Source organism: Sulfidibacter corallicola (genome assembly GCF_017498545.1).
Classification (GTDB): domain Bacteria; phylum Acidobacteriota; class Holophagae; order Acanthopleuribacterales; family Acanthopleuribacteraceae; genus Sulfidibacter; species Sulfidibacter corallicola.
Genome location: NZ_CP071793.1, coordinates 7785696 through 7811359 on the forward strand (window position 1 = coordinate 7785696; position 25664 = coordinate 7811359).

Consider the following 25664-nt stretch of genomic DNA (forward strand, 5'->3'; position numbering starts at 1 on the left):
GGCACTTCGAAAATCCCTCTTCTAGGGAGGGAAGGGGCCGCGATACTCGGTATCGCGAAGGGCGCGTTCCCAGAGAAGGCGACCGCTGTCCAAATCGATGGCCCGCAGTCTCAGCGGGTCTTCCCGAAATTGGTCGCCATCTCGCCAGAAGTAGGGTCGCGCCACATAGACCAGGGTCTTGCCGGCCACGAAGAATGCGTCGACGGACCGGTCGGCGTCGAATCGTCCGAGCGGGTCGCCGGTGGCGCGGTCGTATAGCGTCCAGCGGTATTTGTTGCGGATGCGGTCGTCGCCGATGCGATTGCTGATCAGGACGGCACCCCCGTCGATCGAAAGGAACTGCCTGCCCTGCAGGTTCGGCAGGCGATCGGCCTCGTTCAACATCGTGAACCGCAGGCTCGGGGACAGGGGGGCGGTCCGGCTGACGGCGGTGGCCTGCCCGTTCTGGGCGTCGATCGCGAGACCGCCGAAGGCGATGTCGTCGTCGGTCGCGTCGCCGGGTCCCGGTGGGCGGGCCCGCACCGTTCGGGATTCCGATTGCCAGAGCAGGTCGGCACCGCGATCGGTGGTCTTCATGCTCAGGGTCAGGGATCGACCCAAGCCGTCGTCCACCCGAGTCCATGCGGTTTCCGGAAGGGAGAGCGACGCCGCGGTCCAAGGTCCCTCGCGACCGGTCTCGGGATCCAGGAACACGATCTTCGTGCCCGCCTCGCGATAGACGGCCAAATGGCCGTTCAAGAGCCCGACGGGTTTGGCGGCGTCGTCGCTTTGCCATTGCCGCGATCCGTCGGTTAGATTCAGGGCCACGATCCCGCCATCGGGAACCATGGTGTAGATTCGGGCGGCTGCGCCGTCGACCAGCGTGCCGGGTTCCAGCTCGAAAACGGATGGGTTCGCCGTTTGAGCCAATAGGGGTACAGGGGCCGACGCCAAACACAGCGCGGCCAGAAAAACGATTCTCAAGGCATCCTCCTGATGCGCGTACTGAACTGGGATCTTGCCGATTCATGAAGGGGTAGGTATGGAGATAACCTTATCAAGGCTGCAAAGAATCGTGGAGAAAAAAGTCAAGACAAATGAAAATAACCGGGAGGCGGAGAAACTCGCATATGGACGGGCGCCGTTCGAATGGCAGGCCCCGTCGAGGGAGGGTTCGTCGCGCAGGTGTCTCTCGGGTTGTCGCTGACCCTGGGGGCCGGTCCGGTCGCTGTCCCGGATAACCGAGATTCGTTTTTCATTTGTCCTGGCTGACTTGTAGTGGGAAACGACCGAACGCCGTGACGCTCCGTGATAAAACATGGCGCAATGGACGCACTTGTCTATAATTGCCCTATTCTTTCGCGACGAATCGGCCGCCCTTCGCGAGCCTGATTCCAAGGCATTCGGAGGGTAAGGCATGCAGCATTTGTCCAGGGCTCTGGGCTTCATCGGGTTGACGATTCTCTGTTGGGGCATGTACGGCCCGACGATGCACGCCGGCCAGGGTGCCATGGAGGGGGCCAGTCTCAGACCCTTCATTTGTGTCGGATTCGCTTATTTTCTCATCGCCGTGGTCGTGCCCATGGCCATTCTCAAGACGCGCGACGACGGTGGGCGCTGGACACGGGCCGGGGTTACCTGGTCCCTTTTTGCGGGCGCCCTCGGTGCGATGGGCGCCTTGGGCATCATCATGGCCTTCAAGTTTCGCGGCAATCCGGTCTTCGTCATGCCGCTCGTGTTCGGGTTGGCGCCCGTCGTCAACACCTTCGTCACCATGTTCCTGAGCAAGACCTACAAGGATGCGGGCCCGCTGTTCTTCCTTGGATTGGTGTTGGTGGCGATCGGTGCCGCCGGGGTCCTGTTCTTCAAACCGGCCGCCAAGAACGTGCGCATCGACGAACACGAGAACGGTGCCATCGTGGTCACCTTGACCGAAGTGCACGGCGGAGCCCGGGAGACCCACTCCTGGGAGGCGCGCAACCTTCGGGATCTGCGCGAGAACCCCGAGCTGTCGCGGGCCTACGCCCTCTACAATCGCAAAAAGCCGTTGGACTTCAGTGAGTTCCTGATGATTCTGTTGTCGGTCGCCATGACGGCCCTCTGCTGGGGCAGCTACGGTCCGACGCTCCACAAGGGGCAGGCCCATAGCGGGGGCAGTCGCCTGCGTCCCTTCGTCTGCGTGGGCATGGCCTATTTCGCCATGGCGGTGGTCATACCCCTCCTCGTGTTGGGGGCCTGGAACGAACCCGGCAGTTGGACGCCATCCGGCATCTTCTGGTCGCTGGGGGCCGGGGCCGTCGGCGCCATTGGCGCGCTGGGCGTCATCATGGCCTTCAACAGCGGTGGCAAACCGATCTTCGTCATGCCCTTCGTGTTCGGCGGCGCTCCGGTCATGAACACCTTCGTGACGATCGTCGGCGAGGGTACCTTCAGCCAGATCACGCCTTCCTTCCTGTTCGCCCTGGCGATGGTCATCGCGGGCGCGGTCACGGCCCTCGTGTTCGTACCCAAGGGGCCGCCGCCCGGTACGCCCGTCCCGCCTACAGGCGCCGAAGCCACCGCAAAAGCGGCATAAACGGCACTGTTCGGGAGCATTTTTGAACAATTTGGTTCAGAATAGGGTCTGATGCGATGATAGGGGCTTGGCTGACGGGTCGGTGTGTTGGATATCTTCGAACGCACCGTGGATTTCTCGGGCCGGAACTCGCGCGATTCGCCCGATTTCGGTTGGCCGCTCGCCGATCGTTCGAGCGCCGCCGATGCCCATTGCCGGTTCATACATATATCTAAGGAGGACGAAACATGTCGGAATCGGAAAAAGCACCTTCGGAGGTGACCCGCCTGATTCGGGCTTGGAGCGACGGGGACAAGGGCGCGCTCGAGAACCTGATGCCGATCGTGTTCGATGAACTGCATCGCCTGGCGCGCATTCGCTTTTTGGACGAGCGAAAGTCACACACCCTGCAACCCACCGCGCTGGTGAGTGAACTGTACCTGCGGTTCGTGGGTGAAACGAACATCAACCTTCAAGACCGCGCGCACTTTTTCGGGGTCGCCGCGCGTCGTATGCGCCAGATCCTCGTGGATCACGCCCGCAAGACGCGCGCCCAGAAGCGTGGTCACGGCAAGACGACCCTTTCGCTCGAGGTATTTGGGGAAATGGGCGACGGGTCCAGCAAAAAAGTGGTCGACCTGATCGCCCTGGATCAGGCGCTGGCCAAATTGAGCGAGATCGATCCGCGTAAATGCCGGCTGGTGGAGCTGCGCTTTTTTGCCGGGCTGACCATCCAGGAGGCCTCCGACATGATCGGCGTCTCGCTGCGCACCGCCAAACGCGAATGGACCATCGCCAAGGCCTGGTTGTTCAACGAACTCAAACACATCGACGACCCGCGCGAGGAACCGCCGGGCCGTGCGGGCGGCTCCACGGATGAATGATGGCCGGTCGAGGTGGCGGCGTGGTCCGCACCTCCGGCCGCGAAACGCCCGAGCCGAACCGAAGCTGACCGAACGACGGATCCGATCGTGAAGACACGCTTGATGAAAACCATGACGGCCACCTTGCGCCAGGCGCCGTATTTCGGCGCGTCGGGGCTGGTGGTTTCCGTTTCGGGCGGCGTCGACTCGATGGTCCTGCTGGATGTCCTGGTTCGCATGGCGCACGTGCATCGCGCCCCGATTCGCGTGTGCCACGTCCATCACGGGACCGGCCGGTTCGCCGACGTATCCGAAAAGGTGGTACGGCGCTTTTGCACGGAGCGCGAGCTGGCTGTGGCGGTTCATCGCTTCGAGGAGCCGGCCGGCGCCAACTTCGAGTATCGAGCCGCGGCCTTTCGGCGGCGGGTCCTGGAGGAAACGCGTCGCGAAGGGGAGTGGCTCCTGTTGGCCCATCATCGCGAGGATCAAGTGGAAACCCTGGTCATGGCCTTGACGCGCGGTGCGGGCATCGCCTCGCCGATCGCCATGCGGGCGGCGCGGGACTTTCGCGCCAGGCCCTTTTTGACGTTGGACCGCGAACTCGTGCTTGAGCACGCCAGGCTGGCTGGTGTCCCCCATGTCCTGGACCCTTCCAATTACCGAACGGACCATTTTCGCAATCGCCTGCGCCACCGCGTGCTCCCCGAAATCGCGACGGTACACCAGCGACCCTGGTCGCGTTGGGGGGCCTGGCTCGAGGATTTCGAACGGGTTCAGGATGGTTTGGCCGCGGAGGCCTGGCGCCGGCTGGACGCCTTCCTCGAGGGGTCCCTGCTGGCTCGCGCCGCCTTCGAGGAGGCGCCGCCCTACCGCTGGGACTTCCTGCTGCGCGCCTTCTGGACGCGTTTGGCGCTGCCCATGCCCCCGCGGGCCCGGCACCTGGCCCTGCGCCGGTGGATCGAGGAGAAGCGAACCGGATCCTTCCGTCACCATGGCGGAACCTGCTTCTACGACATCGACGGACTGACCTGGCACGACTGGCATTGGCCGGCTCGCCTGACCCTGGACCGCGGCGTTCCGGTGACCTGGGGACCCTTGCGCTTCGTATTTCACACAATGCCGCAAATTGCCCTGGAAAAGCGAGATTTATCACCAAAAACCATCTTTTTGGCTTGCCCCGCGCGCCTGGATCGGTATGTTGAAGGTAAGAAACGTGTAAAAGAAACCATGCGGCGTGCTCGGGTACCACTGAGGATCCGGCAAATGCTTCCGCTCGTGGAAATCGGCGAAGTACTGATACATTTTGACGAATTCTTGACCTTGTTACCCAATGATCGTGATTTCGAGTGGCTCGACGGAAGCGAGAACCTCATCAGGCCCTTTTTCGAACATAGCTGATACCAACTTAAAGGTATTCGAGACCCCCTGGTCGGGAAGTAGCTTTCTCGGGCGGATTGGGCTAGAATGCTATTTTTGTACAGACGAATTGGAGGACGCGCATTTGAACAACACTCTCAGGACCCTGACCCTGTGGCTCGTGATTCCTCTGACGGTAATCATGATCGTGGTTCAACTCCGCAAGTCGGGTGGATCCGTTGAAGAAGTCAATTTCAGTGACGTGGTCAAGTACGGCCAAAACGGTTTGATCCAATCCCTGACGATTTCACCGACCAAGATCGAAGGTGAATTCAAAAAAGCTGAGATTATCAACGACCATGAGGTCAAGCGGTTTTCCGCCTCCATCATTTTTTATGACGATTTGGTGACCCAATCGCTCGGTTGGGCTGAAGAGTCGGTGAAAACCGAGAACAGCAGTACCGGCGATTTGGTGCTCAATATATTTACCTGGGTCGTGCCTTTCGCCTTTTTCCTAATCCTATGGTTCTTTTTCATACGCCAGATGCAGGCTGGCGGCAACAAGGCGATGATGTTCGGCAAGAGTAAAGCCAAGCTCCTGACAGGCAGCCAAAAGAAGATCACGTTTGTGGATGTGGCGGGCTGCGACGAAGCCAAGGAAGAACTCCAGGAAATCATCGAATTCTTGAAGGAACCCCAGAAGTTCCAACGCCTGGGCGGCAAGATTCCCAAAGGAGTCCTGCTGATGGGCCCGCCGGGAACCGGTAAGACCTTGCTGGCGAGGGCCACCGCGGGCGAGGCCAACGTGCCGTTCTTCTCGATTTCGGGTTCGGATTTCGTGGAAATGTTTGTCGGGGTCGGTGCCTCTCGCGTGCGCGACCTGTTCGACCAGGGCAAGAAAAACGCGCCTTGCATCATTTTCATCGACGAGATCGATGCCGTCGGTCGCCATCGCGGTGCCGGCATGGGCGGCGGTCACGACGAGCGCGAACAGACCCTCAACCAGTTACTCGTGGAAATGGACGGTTTCGAGAGCAACGACGGTGTGATCCTGGTGGCCGCCACCAACCGCCCCGACGTGCTCGATCCGGCGCTGCTGCGTCCGGGCCGTTTCGACCGTCGGGTCGTCGTGGACCTGCCGGATGTCAAGGGCCGCGAAGCGATCCTCAAGGTACACACCGGACGGGTTCCGCTTTCCAACGATGTGGATCTGCCCATGGTCGCCCGTGGCGCACCCGGCTTCTCCGGTGCCGATCTGGCCAACATGGTCAACGAAGCGGCCCTGCTGGCCGCCCGCAAGGGCAAAAAAATGGTGTTCCGCACCGATTTCGAAGACGCCAAGGACAAGATCATGATGGGTGCCGAGCGCCGCAGCATGATTCTTTCCGAGGACGAGAAGCGCAATACCGCCATTCACGAATCGGGACACGCGGTCGTGGCCGCCATGATCGGCGAGGCCGATCCGGTTCACAAGGTCACCATCATCCCGCGTGGTCGCGCACTCGGGGTCACCCAGCAGCTTCCCCTGGACGATCGCCACAGCTACAACGCCACCTATCTCGAGAATCGCTTGGCGATTCTGATGGGCGGCCGTATCGCCGAGGAATTGTTCCTGAACCAAACCACTTCCGGCGCCCGCAACGACATCGAGGTGGCGACCAACATCGCCAAGCAGATGGTGTGCGAATTGGGCATGAGCAAGGCGGTCGGGCCGATTTCGCTGCGTGACAGCGGCGATCAGCCGTTCCTGGGACGCGATTACAACCGTCCCCACAGCACGTCCGAAAAAACCGCGCAACTGATCGATGCCGAGGTCAAGCGCCTGATCGAAGACGCCGATCGTCGCGCGCGCAAGATTCTCAGCGATCATCGCGACATCGTTCAGTCCATGGCCGACAAGCTGTTGGAGATCGAAACCATCAGCGATTGGCAGGTCCAGCAGATCCTTCAGGGTCAACCGGTCACCTTGCAGAATCCCAAGTTGGATCCGCAGAGTTCGCCGAACCCACGCGACAAGGAAGAGGGCAAGCCCACCACCGGATTGGGTGTCTTGCCGGATCCGCCGCCACTGGCACAGACCTGAGCGAACCAAAAAAACCCGCGTTTCGACGCGGGTTTTTTTATGCCCAATCGCAGGCCCTACTCGGCATCGAAGCGGGCGGGAGTCGTTGAATTTGTCGAAGCGATCCGTGCGGGGAGTTCCCGCAGGCTTTGATAGTCGGATCTGCAGTAGGTTGGGCTGCCAGCCCGACATTTCGGAGCGACGCATCCAAGGAGTTCCCAAACGTTGAAAAGGGGTACCATGCCAGATAGATACATCAGGGGCGGTAAGCCCGCTGGATGTACTTTTCGAAGCCACCAATGCACGCAGTTCCCGCATTTGCGAGAGCGGCGTCGTCGCGGTAGGTTGGGCTGCCAGCCCGACATTTCGAAGCAGTCACCTTCCCAAGATTGAGTGGAAAGGAGCGAAGCCGAAAAGTCGGGCCTCTAGAACTCTCGATGTTCGAATTCGATCTTTGCCCGGTTCCTTCGATTCGGTTTTGTCCTGAAACTCAGTGGTCGGAATGCCGAATCATCGGCAAAACGGCTCTTGGCCTGAGCAGCGACTCAGAGGTTGGATGGCTTCACTCTTTGGGCTAGGCTACCTGCGCGGCGTGAGTCGCTTCGATTTGTCGGCCCAGCGGGCCAACCTACAGCAAGGCCACCTCTCGTTAGAATGCGGGAACTGCCGGCTAACCGGCTTAGATCGGGGGGCGCTCACGGCGCCGTTTCGGCCTTCTTCCCCGCGAACATGATCCGCACCGCATCCAATGCGGCCGGGTGGAAGGTCGTGGCGTGGGTCTCCTCGGTCATCGGCACGAAGGTCCAGGTCATCTCCTTCGGCGCATGGGCCTTCAGGGCCGCCACCAACATGTCCACACCTGCCCGCATGGTGCCGCCCTCGTCGGCGATCGTCAGGTACAGGCGGCGATCCTTGGGAAACGCGGGTGCCTGGAGCGATTGTGCCGAAGCCTTGGCCAGCGCCTGATCGTTCCACCACAGGCTGGGACTGATCGCGATGTAGCCGCCGAACAGCTCGGGCTGGCGCAGCAGGGTCTCGGTCACGAAGAGACCGGCCGCCGATTCACCGATCAGTACCGATTCGTCCGTCAGCCTGAAGTGGCTCGACACATAGGGCACCAATTCTTTTTCCAAAAAGGCGCGAAACTTGGCCGAACCACCGCTGGTGGGCAGTTGTTTGCGGTCCTGGGCGACCTCGCTGGGCGGCGTCAGGTCGTGATAGCGATCGATGCCCTCGATACCCACCAGGATGAATTCTCGGATGTTGCGATAGTCGGCGGCCAACGAGGCGATGCCGGCGATGTGGAAAAAATCTTCCTTGGTACCGCCGTCCAGCAGGTAGAGGACCGGATAGCGACGATCGCCCGTTTCATAACCGGGTGGCACGTAGACGTTGATGCGGCGTTGCTGTTCGAGGATCTTGGAGGGCAGGGTATAGGATCGGGCGAGGACGACCGGTTGACCTTCCGTGGCTTTTTCGCCGGGTGAAGGTGCAGCCGTTCCCAGCAACGCCACGAGACAAGACAGGGTGCAGGCGGTCAGTCGATGCGAGATGTTCATGTTGGTTCCTTTTGCCGATGAATGAGGTAGGTTCTTCGATTCTAGTGAATTGCCATCCTGGAACAACCATTTTTCGATCGGGGCGCCAACCCGATTAGCCGCCCGGGGATGCCGCTTACGTACTCTGGCCGTCAGGGTGGGGAATCGTGCAGGTGTTCCGGGTGGGCTCAACTGGAAAGGGCGCGACGGACCTTGGCCTTGCGTTCCAGTTTGGCTCGGATGTCGGGCGAACGCGCCAGGAGCTGATCGAACCGGGTGCGGCCCAGCCGCAGGAACAGGGTCGGCCTGAGCGTTTTCACGGAGGCGCTTCTGGGTTTGTTGTCCAGCAGGGAAAGCTCGCCCAGAAAATCGCCGTTTTCCAACAGCAGTTTGCGGTATTTCGTCGTTTTCTCGTCGTACGGCATGACCTCGACCATGCCGTCCACCACGATGTAGAACGCTTCGCCAGGATCGCCTTTCGAGAACAGCAGCGTGTCTTGAGGCTGGTATCTGGACTCCATCAGGTCGGAGATTTCTTCCAAAAGATCCAGGTCCACCTCGGAAAAGAGGGGAATCTTCTGCAGGCGTTCGGGTTTGATGGCGGCATCCTGGCCGTCGGCGCTGACCTCGAAGCCCTGCTGTTTGTCCCAAAGTTCGCGGTAGAGACCCTCGGCCGCCAGCAATTCGGCGTGGGTGCCCCGCTCCACCACTTTTCCGTGGTCCATCACCAGGATCTGTTCGTAGCCCGAAACGGTGTGAAGCCGGTGTGTCACCGAAATCAGGGCACAATCCTTTCCGATGCGGTCAAAGGTGCCACATATGTCGCGTTCCGTGGCCGGATCGAGGGCCGAGGTGGCTTCGTCCAACACGAGGAACGCCGGTTTGCGCAGGATCGCGCGGGCGATCGCGATGCGTTGGCGTTGCCCGCCCGACAGATTGCTGCCGCGCTCTCGGACGATCGTGTCGTAGCGTTCGGGAAGCCCCATGATGAAGTCGTGAATCCCGGCGGCCCAGGCCGCGGCCTCGACCTCCTGATCGCTCGCCGAGAGCTTGCCCAGGCGGATGTTCTCGCGCAGGCTGGTCTGGAACAGGAACGACTCCTGGGGGACCAGGCCCAGGTGGTTGCGCCAGGCCTCCAGGCTGAAGTTCGTGACTTTGCCGCCATCCACCTCGAGGTGCCCCTTCAGGGGCTTCTCGAACCGCATAATCAGTTTCAGCAGCGTGCTCTTACCCGAGCCGCTGGGGCCGACGATGGCGCTCCGCGTGCCCAGCGGGCAGGTCAGGTCGACCCCGCACAGGGCTTCCACATGATCCTCGTATTCGAAGTGCAGATCGTGGCAGCTCAGGCCCGATTGCGGGCGGGGCATCGATTCGGCGCCGTTTCGGTCGCGCCAGTCCGGTTCCGAATGCAGGAACTCCTCGATGCGTTGCAGGCTGCCCGAGCCCTTGACCAACTGCGCGGTCGCCCCGGATCCGTGACTGATCGCCGCGACCAGGTTCTGCAACAGGGCCGAGAAGCCGACCAAGGTGCCGATGGTCAGCGAGCCGCCGATCACCAAATAGGCGCCGGTCCCCAGAATGACGACCTGAAGGTATGCCGCACTTTGGCTGCCGAGGCGGGAGACCATCGAATCGGCTCGATAGGCGATCATCGCGCGCCGGTCGAACGCCGCGACCTGATCGTCGAAATGACTGCGTTGCAGCGGACGCAGGTTGAAGGATCGCACCAGGTCCTGGGCCTGGATGTGTTCCTGAATGGTGCTGATGAGTTGACCCTCCTGGCCTTTGCGGCGGTAGTTGGCGCGTTTGGCGCGCTCGGAGGCCAGTTTCGGAAGGAGCAGGCTGATCAGCATCCCGCCCAGCGCGACACCGGCCAGGCGCCAATCCATGATGAACAGCAGGATCAAGCTGAGCGTGAGGTTCAGCATCGAAAAGACGAACACGTAGAAATGCTGGACCAAGGCCTGTTCCACGTTGGCCAAATCGTTGGAAAAGCGCGAAAGCAAATCCCCGCTGCTCTGGTTTTGAAGGCGTCCGGCCGACAGAAAATTGATCAGGTCGTACATGCGGGCCCGGATCTGGTTGATGATGTGGAGTCCGGCGCGGGCCGATGCCAGGTCTTGAACCACGCTGAAAATGGTTTGGATGATCCAGAGGCCGGTGACCACGCCGATAATGAGCATGAGACGCCGCAAATCACCCGGCGCGATGGCCTGGTCGAACACCGCCTGGAAGGCGAGCGGGACGGAAAGCCGAAAGCCCATCTGAATGGTGATCGCCAATAGGACCAGCAGGCTGAGCAGCCACTGGCGCATGAGGAATCCCGCGAGGGATCGTATGAAATACCCCATCCATGTTCTCCACTGGGTCCGAATCACGGGGCCTCGAAACCACGCGAATGGCCTCGCTGGTGACCGCGGTGTCCGGGTAGGATTCAAGTGGGCTTCAAGATAACACAAACCACCAAAACGAGGGCGACGCGGTGCCGTTCCCCCCGCGGCGGGATGGAATCCATTGGGGCGCGGGAGCGCAACCCATGTTACCGCTCACTTGTGAGGGAGCATGGTTTTTTTGTATGCTTGGGGACGACTCTCGCCTGGGGGAGACGAGAGTTCACACAAAATTGATTTGGCGAAGGCGCTTTCCCGGCTGGGAGAGATGGGGGCATGCTCATGCGAAGTAATTTCCGGACCTGTATGGTATGGGTCTACCTGATGGGAGGTGTGGTGCCTGGCGCGTTTGCCGCACCCCTGCAAACGAGTGATACCGGTGCCGCCACGGCCGATACCCAAGCGGCAGCGGCCGCCCTTCATGGTGCCGTGTTCATCGGTGACCTGGATGCGGTCGCGGAACAGTTGCGAATGGGCACCGATCCCAATCTCACCTTGTCCAACAGGGACACACCCTTGATCGCCGCGGCGGAAAACGGCCATATGGCGATTCTGACCGCGCTGATCCAGGCGGGTGCCCGCCTGAACCTCCAAGGGGAGGGCGGCCAGACCGCGCTCAACCGCGCCGTCATGAACGGCCGCCTGGAGGTCGTGCGGTCTCTCTTGGCGCGCGGCGCCTTCGCCCACGTGGCCGACGACCACGGCCAGACCCCTCTGATGAAGGCCGTCCAGCACCGCGATTACGCCCTCATCCGGCTGTTGGTGCCCAAAACGCCTCAGATCGACCATGCCGACCTGCGCGGACAGTCGGCCCTGATGCTCGCCGTCAAGGCCGGTGACCTGCGTGCCACGGGCATGCTCCTCGCAGGCGGCGCCTCGGCGACCACCTCGGACCAATGGGGCAACGTACCGGTCGAATACGCCCGGTTGCTGGGCAACAAGCGGCTCGAGGAGCTAGTCGCCGGCCGCAGGGCCTTGGTTCCCCTGGCGCCGGTCTACCAGGCGCTTTTCGAGAACGACACCGCCGCGGTCGCGCAGATGCTGGCCGACGGCACCGCCTCCAAAACCGCCGATCCCTACGGCCGCACCCTGTTGACCTTTGCCGCCGAGGCCTGTTCGCCGGAGACCATGGTGTTCCTGTTGGAGAAGGGCGCCTACATCAACGGGCCCGATCGCGAGATGGTCACCCCGTTGATGATGGCCGTGATGAAGAAACGGGTCTCGATGGTCAGGGTGTTGCTCGAGCGTGGTGCTCGCCCCAATTACGCCAATCGTGCCGGCCTGACTGCGCTTTCCTTCGCGATCGACAGCCGCGACGAGACCGTGACCCGGCTGCTCATGGGTGCGGGCGCGAACCGCCTGGGTCTGCCTGGCAACCATCCGCCCTTGGAGTTGACGAGCAACCGCATCGATTTCGCGCGCCTGCGTGCCAACCTGGTGAAGGTCGACCTGGACGACGACATTGCCAAGTGTCGTTACCGCATCGACCAGACCGAGAATCGGTCCGGCCAGGTGGAGTACCCCAGGATCACGAGAAAGAATCCCGACGTGCCGGCTCTGGCGGTGGGACGAAATTTCGAGGGCACCGTGATCGTGGCCGCGACCCTGGGCAAGAAGAAGGGTACCTTCCGCGATATCGAGGTGGTTCGCGGTGTGGGTGAATGGCTGTACGATTTCGAGCACCAGGCCGTGCTGGCGCTCAAAAAGTGGACCTACAAGCCCGGGCGCATCGACGGCAAGAAGGCCGATGTGCGCATGCTGTTGAAGGTGGAGTTCAAGCAGCCGGGAAGTTGACGCCGGCTGTGGTTCGAAACCAGTGTCCATTCAGAAGCAGGGTTTTCTGAAAAGGCGCCTCTGAATCGGCAGGGTTGCCGACACCAACTGGTATCAGGTATCAGGTATCAGGTATCAGGGATAGGTGTCAGTCAATCGCCTATGAACGCGTATCTTGCTGAGAGCTGACGCCTGATACCTGATCGCGTGCCCATCCAGCCGGACCACTTGGGGTGTAGAAATGATTTCGTTTCTGGATGGGCATAACTACGGGTCGCTGACCAATGCGGCCTGGATCCGCTCCACGAGGGCCGGAATCCGCCAGGTCGCATCGACGGCGAAGTTGGAGGCCGTCGTGACGATCACCATGTCGCGGGTTTCGTCGAAGAAGATGTGTTGGCTGCCCCAGCCGTGGGCGTAGGGGAGCAGGCCGACCGGGTCGCCCGTTTGCGGTTGGGCCAGCAGCCACCACTGATAGCCGTATCCGCCGCCGTTTTGAAAGCGCGAGTGGGCCTGGATGGATTGGTCGAGCCAATTGGCGCTGACTACTCGAGTACCGCGCCAATCGCCATTGTCGAGGCACAACTGGCCGATTTTGGCCATGTCCTCGGGCTGCATGTCCAGGCCCCAGCCCGTGTTGCTCAGTCCCCGGGGGGTGGTGGTCCAATCGTAGTAGAGGATACCCAGTGGCTGGAACAGGTGTTGGTTTGCGTACCGTTCGACGGTCATGCCGGTGGCCTTTTCCAGAATGCCCGAGAGCAGCATGGTGACGCCGCTGTTGTAGACGAAGGTTTCGCCGGGCTGTGCATCCATCGGTTGATCCAGCATGAACTTCATCCAATCCGGGCTGGCGGTGAGTGCCTGGGTGGGGTTGGCCGCATCGTTGTAGCTTGCAGAGAGCTCGTCCCACAGGTAGCCGGCCCGCATTTGCAGGAGGTGTTCGACCGTCATTTGCTCTTTCCAAGGGTGCGGATTCGCCAGGGATGTGTACTCTGGAAAGAAGGAGAGCACGGGGGATTGCAGGCTGTCCAGGTCGCCGCGATCGAGGGCGATGCCCACCAGCAGCGACGTCACGCTCTTGGTGACCGAGTAGATGGGGTGGATGCGCGTGCCGCCGCTCGGGTAGTTCTCGTAGACCAGCTTCTCGTTGCGGGCGATCAACACCGAATCCATGGGGCCGAACTCACCTTGGCGAATATCGTCGGTGATGGCGTCCAGCGCGGCCTCGTCGAAACCGACGGAACTGGGCGTGGCCCGTTCCCAAGCATCGGCGGGCTGGGGAATCGTGATGTTGTCCGGCACGAAATCGCTGCTGCTGCAGGCCGCCAGGATCAGGGCCAGAGAGAGCGAGAGGATGTGAAAGCTCGAGAAGCGGTGGGGAGGAAAAAAGTTCTTCAAGGGTACCTCGCTTTGGGTTTTTCTGGGAAAACCCAAAGCGAGGTTGCGAACATCCTACGGCTGAACGACGCCTGGGTCGGAACAATTGACGCTAACTTAATTCTAAACGCATAACTCCCTTTCTGCACTGGCTGTTGGAGGGCGGTCTATCCCGAAGCAAATCGATGTCGCGTCTGTATGGCCCACCCCAATGTGAAGCGAGATGCGATTGCAGGCCATGGCATCGCGGCTCAGGCCGGATTGCCGGACCACGAAATGTCGAACCACCGGCACACCGGCCACTGGGTTTCAGGTGGGTAACTAATATGAGAGCGGCTCTGAAGACTAAGTCTCCCCAGACAAAAGAAGAAACACTTGATTGGTTTGTTGGAAGAGGTAGCGTCGGCCGAACGCAAAGCTCGCCTTGCGCGCGCCAACGGCGACGACTCGTACGCATCGCGTCGCGTTTTTAAAGTTAGCCCGTTCACGTATCGAGAAATGTCATTCAGGCGGCGAAAGCTGATGGAATCACGGCATTTGCGGTTCCCGTCCGGTGGGGGCGCAGCGACTCGTGTTGCGAGTGCCCGAACACGGGAATCTGCTTCCTGCCATGCTGTCAACATGGCGGCATCTTCTTTCAATGATCCGGTACGGTATCGGTTTTTCGGGTAGCGATTGGGTAAATCTTGGTCACTCCCCAAAACTTGGGTGAGGTTTTTCTGAATAAAACCGGGAAATGTTCGATAGGTAGGGTAATGTCTCATCGAACAACTTTCAATTTCGCCTCCTACGTGGAATGCCATGTCTAGCGGTTTCGCCAAGTCCACTGTCTTTCGTTGGTTGGGTCTCGGTATGTGTATCTTCGGGATCGTGGGGTTCCTCATGCCTCTCCCCGAATCGATGCTCGACAACGCACGCGACATCTACATGGCCATGGACGAGGAGGCCCGCGCGCAAACCTCGGTGTACGATACCGCCCGCCGCATGCAATTGACCCTGGCGCTGCTGGCCATGTGCGTGATCTTTTTCGCCACCGAGGCCGTACCGCTCCCGGCCGTCGCCCTGATCATCGGTCTGGTGCAGCTCTTTTTCGGCATCACGCCACCGTCGCGCATCGTGGCCAGCTATGCCCACGACGCGGTCTGGTTCATCGCCGGATCGCTGGCCCTGAGCGGGACCTTCATCAAGTACGGCCTCGACAAGCGGATCGGCATGCTGGTCGTGCGCTTCTCGGGTACCCACGTCAAGGGCATGGTGTTCGGCATCCTGATCGGGACCTCGATTCCCTCGGCCTTCATCGGCGGCCACGCGGTCGCCGGCATGTTCCTGCCCATCATCATGGCGCTCTACACCCTGACCAACAAAACGGTTCCCGCGCCGAAGCTGGGCAAGCTGCTGGCCCTGTGCGTCGCCTACGGCTGCATGATGGGTGGGCCCATGGCGCCCACCGGCGGCGCCCGCAACGCCATCATGATCGGGTTTCTCACCGATTTCGGCATCGAAATCTCGTTTCTGCAATGGCTGCTCATGGGGTTCCTCTTCACCCTCGTGATGGCCGGCATCCTGGCCATGATCATGCCGCTCATCTTCAGGCCGGAGGTGCGCCGGCTGGATGTGGCCGCCCAACAACTGCGCAAGGATCTGGAGAAACACGGCAAGATGACGCGCAAGCAGTACCTGGTGGGCGGGGTGATGCTGTTCGTCATTTTCCTGTGGATGACCGACAAGACGCTGATTCGCGGCGTGTTGGGCTTTTCACTGGGGATGGGCGGCATCGCCATCACCGGCGCGGTCATCTACATCCTGATGGGCCTCACCACCTGGAAGGACTACGAGGAGGGCATCAACTGGGGCGTGGTAGTGCTCTACGCCGGCGCGATCTCGCTGGGCTCGGCCTTCAAGGCCACCGGCACCTCGATTTGGGTGGCGGACATGATTCGCGTCGTGATCGGCCCGCTGGGCATGGATTCCGGCATCCCGCTGCTCATGCTGGTCGTGTTGCTGGGGGCCGTCTTCACCAATCTCGTCAGCGCCGGGGCCACGGTCGCCATCATCGGGCCCCTGGTGTTGGGCATGGCCGAGCAGTCCGGCACCAGCCCCTTGATGGTGGGCCTGACGCTGGCGCTTTCCACCGCCACCGCCTTCTGGCTGGTCATCGGGACACCCGCCAGTTCGATCGCCTACAGCAGCGGCCTGTTGACCTCCAAGGACTACATTCGCGGTGGCATGTTCATCTGGCCGCTCGCGGTCGTGGTCATCATCGGCGTCATCTTGTTGTTCTGGATCCCCGTGCTGGGCCTTCCGGTGTTCGAGTAGGAGGCGGAGATGTGGTGGCTTTTCGCGCTCGCGGTCCTGGCCTTGTTGATCGTGGTGTTCGTCCTCGCCAAACGCGAATTGGTGACGGAGGCCGACAGCGAACGTGACGAGGTACTGCGCGAGAAAGAGAACTGGAATCGCCACAAGTACATGTCGGCCGGCGATGTGACGCGCGAGACGGAACGCCTGTTGAAGGCCGTCGACGCGCGCTTCGCCGACGATGCGTCCCTACGTGAAAGCCTGACCGAGGTCATCGAAGAGTGGTCGGAAGTGCGCATTCAGGCCTTCCAGGATCGGCGATCCTGGGTGCGCCGCCTCGACGAGAACGGGAAAGATTCGAATCCCCCGCCCGAATCCGGCGAGCATTTCTCATAGTGCTTTCTGATCATGTCGCCATACCGAAAACCTTCGAGAAAGCAACCACGCGACACGAGCCTGTCCGAAGAGCCCGCACGCGCATAAGGGGCGTAAAGCTTGTGGGTTGAGCACGGCCTTGCCCGCACCGGATTTCAAAGCCGCTGCCTCTATTGGTGCGTCACTTTTTGATGCTTCGTATCTTCGCAGCCTCGATCGCTTCGACACGTCGGGCTGGCTGCCTAACCTAACGCGATTCCGCACCTAGAGGATTGCGGGACCGCCTTACATGGGTCACTTCGGCGAGTTCCGCCATGACGATTCGCGAATTTCTTTTATTAAACTCTTGCGTTCACTAATTCCGTCGATTAGATTAGTGAACTGCAGAGTTTAGTAATTGAGATGGGTGGAATGAAACACAGATCCAGCAATAAAGGCAGAAGTTACACATCCAACGTCATCATCTACGGCGCGGCCTTCGCAGCTTTGATTGGGCTGCTCCTGCTGGCCAGCGCGGAAACGCCCTTTGGCGCGGATGCGCACGAAGGCACCATCGCGACAGCGCAGGTCGTGGCGACGCGGGCAGCGCATCATCAAGATCGATACACCTTGCAGCACGACTTCATCGGGCAGGTGGAAGCGAAACAAACCAGTTACTTGGGCTTCGAATTGTCCGGCGTCATCGATGGTTTGGCCGTGGAGGAAGGCGATCGCGTCAAAGGCGGCGATGTGCTCGCCAGTCTGGATACCACCCGATTGACAGCCCAGCGGGACGAGGTGAGCGCCCGATTGGCCCGTGCCGTTTCGGATCTCGCGCTCGCGGAATCGACATACGATCGCACGTTTGCCGCGTACGAAGTGAACGCCGTGTCCGCCCATGAAAAGGATGGGGCACATCAAGCGAAAGCGGCGCTCGCCGCAGAACTGGAAACGGTGAAGGCGCAATTGGAGCGCGTCCGAATCGATATTCACAAGTCGCGGCTGAAAGCACCCTTCGATGGTGTGATCATCGCCCGCGAGATCGATGAGGGTACGGTCGTTTCACCCGGGCAAACGGTTCTCACCATGCAACAGGAGGCCGGCTTGAATGTGCGCGTGGGTGTGACCCCCGGCATGTTGGATCAGTTGCGCATCGGTCAGACAAAAACGATCCACGTCGGCAGCCGGACGCTTCGAGCTCGGGTCCAGGCGATCGTGCCCGCGGTGAGTCGATTGCGCACCGTCGATGTGCTTTTCTCCATCGAAGAGGGCCTCGGCACCGTTCGTCCCGGAGACATGGTCCGCCTGCCTCTCGAACGAACGGTTCGGGAAAAAGGCTTTTGGGTTCCCATGCAGGCTCTGCGTGAAGGCCGGCGGGGCTTGTGGTCACTCTATGTGGTGGCGCCTCTCGAAACGGAAGACCGAAAAACGGGACCAAGCGAAGCGACACACCGGGTTTCGCGACGCAATGTGGTGGTCCTGAATCACAAGGGCGACATGGCCTACGTGAACGGCAGTGTCAACGAGAGCGAACGTTTCGCCACGCTCGGTGCCCACAAACTCGTACCGGGTCAACCCATCAGGCTCGCGCCGGAAAACGGGGGGTCGAAATGATGAAGACCCCTACGGAAAAAGGGCATGTGGCTTCTCTTTATTACCGCAATACCCATTTGCAGGTAGTAACGATTGTCGTGTTGCTGGTGGCGGGTATTTCGGCAATCAAAAATTTGCCCCGTCTCGAAGATCCCCGCATCACGCAGCGTAACGCAACGATCCTCACCTTCCTTCCCGGTGCCTCCGCATCACGCGTCGAAGCGTTGATCAACGAGAAGATCGAAGTAGCGCTGGAGGAAATCTCCGAGATCAAAGACATCGAATCGACTGCGCGCAGCGGTGTCTCCAGCATCCAGGTCAGTTTGGAAGACGACATCACGCGCCATACGAACGAAGCCGTTTTTTCCAAAATCCGCAGTCGGCTGCAAAACGTGCAAAGCGAGTTGCCGGAAGGGGCCACCATCCCTTTTCTCGACGATGAACGGGGAGCGGTCTCCTATTCCCTGTTGATCGGACTTCAGTGGCAAGGTGACGGCGATGGGCAACTGAACTTGCTTCAGCGCATTGCGCTGGATGTGAAAGACCACATGCGCAGGGTGCCGAACACCGAGTTGGTGCGCATTTTTGGCGATGTCCACGAAGAAATCATCGTGACCCCCGACCAGGCGGAGCTTGCGGAACTCGGCTTGGCAGTGGAAGACATCGCCCACATCGTGAAACAGGCCGACAGCAAGGTTTCCGCGGGGCAAATTCGCGGTGATCACCATGATTTGCCTATCGAGGTGGCCGGGGCCCTGGACAGCCTCGAGCGTGTCGGCGCCATTCCGGTGAAGGCGAATACTTCCGGCTCCACCTTGCGATTGGGCGACATCGCCGATATCCGACACGGATATCGCAACCCGCCCGACCAGATTGGATTGAAAGACCAAAAGCGCACGATTTACGTGGCGGTGAGGGCCGAAGAAAAGGTTCGCCTGGATACCTGGAACGACCACGCGACACGGGTCCTGGATCAATTGCGGAAGGAATACAGCGGCCGAATTCACATGGAGCCCATTTTTGTTCAGAGCACCTATACGGAGGCTCGGCTCACGGACCTGTCCAACAACCTCGTCGCCGGGGCATGTATCGTCATCTTGGTGGTGTTCCTCACCATGGGTTGGAAATCCAGTCTGATCGTCGGTTCGGCTCTTCCGCTTTCGGCGGCGGGCGCCCTTTTTTCGCTGAGCTTTTTTGATCAGGGCATTCACCAAATGTCCATTTTCGGAATGATCATCGCTCTCGGTTTGCTGATCGACAGCGCCATCGTGATGACCGATGAAGTGCGCAAACGGATCCGATCGGGCGCCTCCCGGCTCGACGCGATGGAAAGCTCGGTGCGACATTTGTTCGTTCCGTTGCTCGCGTCCACGTTCACCACGGTATTGGGATTCATGCCCATTTTTTTGCTGCCGGGCAATGCCGGTGATTTTGTCAGCCCCATTGCCATTAGCGTCGTGATGGCACTCTGTATCTCCTTCTTTCTGGCCGTGACCGTCATTCCGGCTCTCGCCGCGAAATTCACCAATCCCCATGACGACAAGCGAGCCTTGCCATGGTGGCGGATCGGCCTGCCGAAGCCCAAGTTCGTCGATGATTTCCACGCGTTTTCGGTGGCGGCGATAAAAAAGCCATACCTCTTTGCCGCATTGAGCCTCGTTCCCACTGTGCTCGGGTTTGCCTTGATGCCGACGATGTCCATGGAATTTTTTCCGGCCGGAGATCGCAACATGTTCGAAATCCAACTGTGGACCTCGAGCGAGAACGCCATTGACCGTACCGAAAAGATCATCGCCGAGATTGACGACGAGATCCGTGAACTCGACGGAGTCACCAAGAGTTACTGGCTTGCGGGAGCATCGGTTCCCGCCGTTTACTACAATCAAGTTCCCTCCCAGGACAAAAACAGCGCTTATGCCCAGGCGGTGGTGGTAACGGACAGCCCTCGACGTGCCGTCCAGCTCATAGCGGAAGCCCAAAATCTCATAAACGACCGATTCCCCGAAGTAAAAGCCGTCGTCAAGAGTTTCTCCCAGGGTCCGCCTGCAGCCGCACCGGTGGCCTACCGCATCATGGGACCCGATTTGCACCAGTTGAGAATCCTTGGAGAACAGGTGCGCGCGGTCATGCACGAATCGCCCGACATCGTTCATACCCGCGCGAGTATCGAAGGTGGTGAAGGCAAATTGTGGCTGAACGCGAACGAAACGGAGGCGGCCCTGGTCGGGCTGGACCTGCGCGATATCGCCACCCAGTTCCAGGCGAATTTAGAGGGCTTCACCGGCGGTTCCATCTTGGAAGACGTCGAAGAACTACCGATTCGGGTGCGGTTACCACGGGAACAGCGCCAAACCATCAGTCAAGCATTGGACCTTCCCCTGAAACTTTCTTCCTCGGCCGGCTGGGTACCGGCCAATGCACTCGGCTCTTTGACGCTACGTCCGGAATCGGGAACCGTTACGCGATTCAACGGACAGCGTGTGAACACCATCTATGGTTATATCGTTCCGGATGCCAAGGCGGTTAGTGTTTCAAGTCGAATCATGAAACAGATTCGGATGCATGTTTCCATTCCGGAAGGCTACATGATCGACGTGGCAGGGGATAGTGAGGAACAGGAAGAGGCCGTCGGAAATTTGGCGATATTCGCACCCATATTGTTTGTCATGATGGCGGCGACCCTGATCTTGGCTTTCAGAAGTGCCGCCCTTGCATCCATCGTGGGTTTGGTGGGGCTCAGCTCGGTTGGGCTGGGCATGCTCTCACTCAAAATTGCCGGTTATCCCCTGGGATTCAATCCGCTCATCGGCAGTATCGGGCTTGCCGGGGTTGCGATCAACGATACCATCGTCGTGCTGGCCGCGATCATTAGTAACGAAAAAGCCAAGTTCGGTCATGGAGCCGCGATTATCGAAGAAACCTATGGCTGTGGACGGCATGTATTGTCGACCACCGCCACGACCATCGGTGGGCTGATTCCCTTATTGTTACTATCCGGAGGCTCCTTTTGGCCGCCACTTGCGGTAGTCATCGCGGGAGGCATTGGTTTCTCCCTGATTCTGGCCATGTTTTTCACACCGCTCTGTTATCAGATCTATGCGAACTGGCGCTACGGAACCCGTTCAAGGGGCGCTCGGGTGGAGGTGCCCGCATGAAGAAATCGATCGCCGTGGCGGCCTCCATCTGTTTCATGATTTCTGCCTGCGTCGTTGGGCCCGACTATAAGAAACCCACGCTCGAAGTCGAGGGTTGGATCCATGCCGCAAACGAGGAACCCGTGGACCTCGCCTGGTGGACCTTGTTCGAGGATCCCATCCTGAACGGGCTGGTCGAGGAGGTCGCCAGTTCAAACCTGGATATCCAAATGGCGCAAAGCCGGTTGCGGGAAGCGCGCGCGTTACAGGGGATCGCGAAGGCGTCCCGATACCCGGTCATTAGCGGTAACGGCGGATTCACGGATCAGCAGCAAAGCCTCAATGGTCCTGGCGCGGCGCCGGCCCTGATCGAAAGCGGCCAGGCCGACCGGCGCTCCAGCCTGTATGAAGCTGGATTTGATGTGGCCTGGGAGTTGGATCTCTTCGGCGGCAAGCGACGCGCCCGTGAAGCGGCAGCGGCGCGGGTGGGTGTGGCGGTTGCCGGGAAACGCGATGTTGCGATCACGATGATTGGGGAATTGGCGCGCAATTACATCGAACTCCGAGGAAACCAGAAGCGCCTTCGTTTGCTGTCGAAGCACGTTGAGACGCAAGAAGAGACCCTTCGTTTGATCCGGCAAAAAGTAAAGTTCGGCTTGGCTCGGGAGGTGGATGAAACCAGGGCCAAAGCGCAGTTGGAACACACACGGGCGCAACTCCCCAATCTGGAAGCGGCCATCAGCAGCGCCAGTTACCGGATCGACATTTTGACCGGCAGGCAGCCAGGGGCTCTGTACCAAACCCTGGCGACGTCCATTCCCTTGCCGGCCCCACCGGAAGTGGTGCCCATGGGCCTCAAATCCGACTTGTTGCGCCGCCGTCCGGATATTCAACAGGCGGAGCGGGAACTGGCTGAAAGCACGGCCAATATCGGCGTGAAGGTGGCCGAACTCTATCCGTCCTTCAGTCTTACCGGAAGTGCCGGCTACCAGGCGGTGAACTCGCTCGGTGATTTGTTCAAGGGAGCCAGCGGGCTCTGGCTGCTCAGGCCGTCGATCGACATGCCCATCTTCGCAGGGGGTCGGCTCCGTGCCGATGTGGAAGCGGCGGAGGCACGGGAACGTCATGCGGCGCTCAGCTATGAGCGAACCGTCTTGAACGCCTTGCGGGAAACCGAATCGGCCCTCGTCAGCTACGCCAAGGAACAGGAAACGCGGATCGCCTACATGGAGAGCGTCCAAGCGAGTTCCCGTTCGGTCGAATTGACGAGCCGGCTTTATCGACAGGGCCTCATCGATTTTTTTGAAGTGCTTTCGGCGCAGCAATCGCTGCTCACCGTACAGGATCAACTTGCACAGTCGGAAACGCGCGCACTCAGTCATTTGATCGCGTTGTACAAATCTCTTGGCGGAGGCTGGGAGGTTATTGAGGAATCTATGCACATCAACCAAAACAAAGAGATAAAGGACGAAGAATCATGACTTTTAGATCTACTTTTCAAGGGGTTGTCTTAGTATGTGTCGTGGCCTTCGTGCCCCTGGCTACCTTTGCAGGGGACGGGGAAGATAAAAAATCGGTCAAGGGTTACCTGGCTTTGGGCGCGGCGGCCGTTCCGGATTTCGAGGGATCCGAAGACTATGAGGCGGTGCCCTTTGTCGCGGCGAAAGTGGATTTCGGCAAGTTATACATCGAAACTCGGGGTCTCGGTGCGCGAGCCAACCTGTCGCCGTTTGACCAGATCGAGTTCGGCCCGGCCCTTTCGTTTCGGAACAGTCGGGACGACGATGTCGAAAACGAATTGGTCGCCGGCTTGAGGGAAGTGGATTCGGCATTCGAGGCAGGTGCCTTCGTGAAGGTGCCGTTCAACGGGCTGCTTTCCAAAAGAGATCAACTGGCGTTCGATCTGGAAGTCGTCACGGACGTTTCGGACACCCACGACGGCACGCTGGCCACTCTTGGCGTGTCCTACAGCTATGCACCCACCATGAAGTTCAGGCTGAGCGGCTCACTCCAGGCTACCTATGCGGACGATAGTTATATGGAAACTTATTTCGCGATCGATGCGGACAACGCCTCGCGGTCGGGTTGGTCCATCTATGAGGCGGAAGGCGGGGTCAAGGACCTGGGTTTCTCCTTGGCGGCGAACTATCAGTTCAATGCCAAGTGGGGCCTGGTTGGTATCGCGGGTTACAAAAAACTGCTGGACGATGCCGCCGATAGTCCCATTGTCCTCGAAGCAGGTGACGAAAATCAGTATACCTTCGGGCTGGGACTATCCTACCGTTTTTAGTGGTGATGCTCATTCCTGATGGAATGTTTGGACTTCTGTCGGATTTCGCCGACATGCCTAAATCATCGAATTGTTTAGCGGGGTCACTACTCGGATGTGATGGTATGGTCAATCACCTCATTTCAACACAATGGTTGACATTTACATACTACTAAATCGAAAAAAAAATTGAAGGCGATTCTGAATCGAACGCTGGAGGATTTTGGCCAGTTACCTAGGGTTCTGGAGTAGGTGGCTGAAGTCGTCGCCCCTGTTTTTGACAAGGCGAACCATGAAAGTATCGTCGGGTTTCCAACCATTAGGAAACAGGAAGCGAGGAGGCATACCCTGGAAGCGAACGGCAATGCGCTTGACCCAAATCGATTGGCGATTTTGGCCGAGTGCATTGCCGACGCACTTTATCCGCACGACAGCAGGCCGATCTTTTCACCCAAGCCGAGTGCGCCCTTCGCTTGACTACGCCAGGTGAAAATTCGAGGAGGTAGGCCAGTGGTCTTCTGTTTAGAAAGCTGTTGTGATTAATGGTTTTAGCTGTATAATTGAGTGGCTTCGTACAAAGCATCCGGTACTTGAAAGCGTGATCGTTATGCAGAAAACTGGCGAAAAAGAAACAGTGAAAACAAAGAGCGGCGCCGGGCGTCCAAAAGACTTGGCAAAAAAGCAAGCCATCATGGACGCTGCAGGACAGCTATTCGTCAGATACGGCTTGAATGGAACCACCATGGATCATATCGCCAAAGAGGCTGGTGTCTCGAAGCTTACCGTGTACAATCATTTTGGTACCAAGGCCAACCTGTTCACCGAGGCCATCGTTGGAAAGTGCGAAAGCCATATGAGCCCTTCTCTTTTTGAACAAATGGACGGTGAAAACCTCGAAGAAGACCTATTCCAGATGGGTAACGCCTTCATGGATATCGTTTACTCCGAGGAGGCAATGGGAATTTATAGAATAGTGGTGCAGGAGAGCCAACACGATAAAAAAATCGCGCAACTTTATCATGATTCGGCACTGACCAGCGTGGCCACCTATCTCATAGAATATCTTGGGAAATTAGAGAAAAAAAAGAATATAAAGTTCGAGGACAAGGCTCGAACGGCAGGTATCTTCATATCCTTTTTCAAAGGCCGGAGGTATCTCATGACTCTATTGGGATTACAGCCGAGGCCATCAAGAGAAGAACAGGACCGTATGTGCAGAAATAGTCTGAAGCTGTTTATGAAACTATTCGATCTCAATGAGTAACGGATGGCGTGATCTCATCCGGTCGAAAATTAGGGTGTCGCCCGCTTTGCGCAGGCATTCCACGCCGCCTGAATTCGAAGCCTGACCGGACGAGACCCATCGCCACGCGGGCCTAGGCTCTACCGCCGTGCCTACCCCCGTGCCTACCGCCGTGCCTACCCCCGTGCTTCCAGCTCGGCGCGCAACGCCTTGTAGCGCATGCGGCTCACGGGTAGGCGTTCTTCGTTGGCCAGAATCAGCTCGTGTTTGCCGCCGGAGGCCGAGCGCAGGCCGCGCATCAGGGCCCGTATCGCCAGGTAGGACTTGTGGACACGGACCGCGCGATCGCCCAGGAGCTGTTCCAACAGGGCCAGCGTCTTTTCGCAGTACACCACGCGGCCGTCGCGCAGGTGGAGTTCCGAGTAGACGTCGGCTCCCTTGGCGTAACACAGCTCGTCCACCGGGACCAAGGTCACCCCCGAACCTTCGCGAACCGCCAGGAACCGCAGCTCGTGGCTTTGCACCATGCGGGGATCGTCCAATCGGATCAGGGCTTTGCGAAGGCGGTCCTCGCTGTAGGGTTTGGCCACGAAGTCCAGTACCCCGTATTCGAAGGCCTCCAGGGCGCGGTCGGTGTTGGCCGAAACGACGATGGTGTGGAACGAATGGGCCACCGCTTCCTTCAGCAGGTCGAATCCGTTGCGGCCGTGTAGGTTCAGGTCCAACAGCAGCAGGTCCACCGGCTTCTCCGCCAGGCTGTCCAAGCCGGCGCCCAGCGTGGTTTCGATGCGAATCGAAGTCAGCCGAGGGCCCACGATTCGGCTGACGAGCAGGCGTAGATCTTCCGCGATGGGCGGTTCGTCCTCCACGATCAGGATGCGCAC

The 25664-nt window shown here is 59.5% G+C and carries 17 protein-coding genes; 12 read left to right on the forward strand and 5 right to left on the reverse strand.

All coding sequences use genetic code 11. The features are described 5' to 3' along the window. Positions 1 to 21: 21 nt before the first annotated feature. Entirely contained in the window at positions 22 to 963 is a 942-nt protein-coding gene (locus tag J3U87_RS23925; protein WP_237378303.1) for an outer membrane protein assembly factor BamB family protein, read from the reverse strand. 433 nt (positions 964 to 1396) lie between these two features. Here J3U87_RS23925 and J3U87_RS23930 point away from each other — a divergent pair, with 433 nt between their 5' ends. From J3U87_RS23930 to ftsH, 4 genes are all read left to right on the forward strand, one after another. After that, positions 1397 to 2554, forward strand: coding sequence for a hypothetical protein (locus tag J3U87_RS23930; protein ID WP_237378304.1), 1158 nt, complete (start codon positions 1397 to 1399; stop codon positions 2552 to 2554). Between the two features lie 227 nt (positions 2555 to 2781). Further along, a complete protein-coding gene (locus J3U87_RS23935) occupies positions 2782 to 3417 on the forward strand; it encodes a sigma-70 family RNA polymerase sigma factor (protein WP_237378305.1) in 636 nt (211 codons plus the stop codon). An 87-nt stretch (positions 3418 to 3504) separates the two neighbouring features. Beyond that, complete coding sequence (tilS, locus tag J3U87_RS23940) at positions 3505 to 4794, forward strand: tRNA lysidine(34) synthetase TilS (RefSeq protein ID WP_237378306.1); 1290 nt, start codon at positions 3505 to 3507, stop codon at positions 4792 to 4794. A 103-nt stretch (positions 4795 to 4897) separates the two neighbouring features. Beyond that, the gene (gene ftsH / locus J3U87_RS23945) at positions 4898 to 6835 is read left to right on the forward strand and encodes an ATP-dependent zinc metalloprotease FtsH (protein ID WP_237378307.1); all 1938 of its coding nucleotides are present in this window, start codon (positions 4898 to 4900) and stop codon (positions 6833 to 6835) included. A gap of 674 nt (positions 6836 to 7509) precedes the next feature. On the opposite strand, the gene J3U87_RS23950 is transcribed toward ftsH, so the two are convergent. Continuing rightward, positions 7510 to 8373 (reverse strand): alpha/beta hydrolase, encoded by an 864-nt coding sequence (locus J3U87_RS23950; protein ID WP_237378308.1) that lies wholly within the window; start codon positions 8371 to 8373, stop codon positions 7510 to 7512. 167 nt (positions 8374 to 8540) lie between these two features. After that, complete coding sequence (locus J3U87_RS23955) at positions 8541 to 10703, reverse strand: ATP-binding cassette domain-containing protein (RefSeq protein ID WP_237378309.1); 2163 nt, start codon at positions 10701 to 10703, stop codon at positions 8541 to 8543. 315 nt (positions 10704 to 11018) lie between these two features. Here J3U87_RS23955 and J3U87_RS23960 point away from each other — a divergent pair, with 315 nt between their 5' ends. Then, positions 11019 to 12536, forward strand: coding sequence for an ankyrin repeat domain-containing protein (locus J3U87_RS23960; RefSeq protein WP_237378310.1), 1518 nt, complete (start codon positions 11019 to 11021; stop codon positions 12534 to 12536). Positions 12537 to 12782: 246 nt separating this feature from the next. On the opposite strand, the gene J3U87_RS23965 is transcribed toward J3U87_RS23960, so the two are convergent. Continuing rightward, positions 12783 to 13913 carry a serine hydrolase domain-containing protein gene (locus J3U87_RS23965; protein WP_237378311.1) on the reverse strand — a complete coding sequence of 377 codons (1131 nt, stop codon included), beginning with the start codon at positions 13911 to 13913 and terminating at the stop codon, positions 12783 to 12785. A gap of 780 nt (positions 13914 to 14693) precedes the next feature. On the opposite strand from J3U87_RS23965, the gene J3U87_RS23970 reads away from it, so the two are divergent. From J3U87_RS23970 to J3U87_RS24000, 7 genes are all read left to right on the forward strand, one after another. After that, the gene (locus tag J3U87_RS23970) at positions 14694 to 16208 is read left to right on the forward strand and encodes an SLC13 family permease (RefSeq protein WP_237378312.1); all 1515 of its coding nucleotides are present in this window, start codon (positions 14694 to 14696) and stop codon (positions 16206 to 16208) included. Positions 16209 to 16217: 9 nt separating this feature from the next. Continuing rightward, positions 16218 to 16583, forward strand: coding sequence for a hypothetical protein (locus J3U87_RS23975; RefSeq protein WP_237378313.1), 366 nt, complete (start codon positions 16218 to 16220; stop codon positions 16581 to 16583). A gap of 390 nt (positions 16584 to 16973) precedes the next feature. Beyond that, positions 16974 to 18155 (forward strand): efflux RND transporter periplasmic adaptor subunit, encoded by a 1182-nt coding sequence (locus J3U87_RS23980; protein WP_237378314.1) that lies wholly within the window; start codon positions 16974 to 16976, stop codon positions 18153 to 18155. Further along, positions 18155 to 21289: an efflux RND transporter permease subunit gene (locus tag J3U87_RS23985; protein ID WP_237384533.1), complete on the forward strand. Its 3135-nt coding sequence runs from the start codon at positions 18155 to 18157 to the stop codon at positions 21287 to 21289. Before J3U87_RS23980 ends, J3U87_RS23985 begins: the two co-directional genes overlap by 1 nt. Beyond that, positions 21286 to 22749: an efflux transporter outer membrane subunit gene (locus J3U87_RS23990; protein WP_237378315.1), complete on the forward strand. Its 1464-nt coding sequence runs from the start codon at positions 21286 to 21288 to the stop codon at positions 22747 to 22749. The genes J3U87_RS23985 and J3U87_RS23990 overlap by 4 nt, the downstream gene beginning before the upstream one ends. Beyond that, positions 22746 to 23558 carry a MipA/OmpV family protein gene (locus J3U87_RS23995; RefSeq protein WP_237378316.1) on the forward strand — a complete coding sequence of 271 codons (813 nt, stop codon included), beginning with the start codon at positions 22746 to 22748 and terminating at the stop codon, positions 23556 to 23558. Before J3U87_RS23990 ends, J3U87_RS23995 begins: the two co-directional genes overlap by 4 nt. Before the next feature lie 514 nt (positions 23559 to 24072). Beyond that, the gene (locus tag J3U87_RS24000; RefSeq protein WP_237378317.1) at positions 24073 to 24801 is read left to right on the forward strand and encodes a TetR/AcrR family transcriptional regulator; all 729 of its coding nucleotides are present in this window, start codon (positions 24073 to 24075) and stop codon (positions 24799 to 24801) included. Between the two features lie 155 nt (positions 24802 to 24956). Here the strand turns inward: J3U87_RS24000 and J3U87_RS24005 are convergent, their stop codons facing one another. Beyond that, on the reverse strand, positions 24957 to 25664 hold the full coding sequence (locus J3U87_RS24005; protein ID WP_237378318.1) for a LytR/AlgR family response regulator transcription factor: 708 nt from the start codon (positions 25662 to 25664) through the stop codon (positions 24957 to 24959).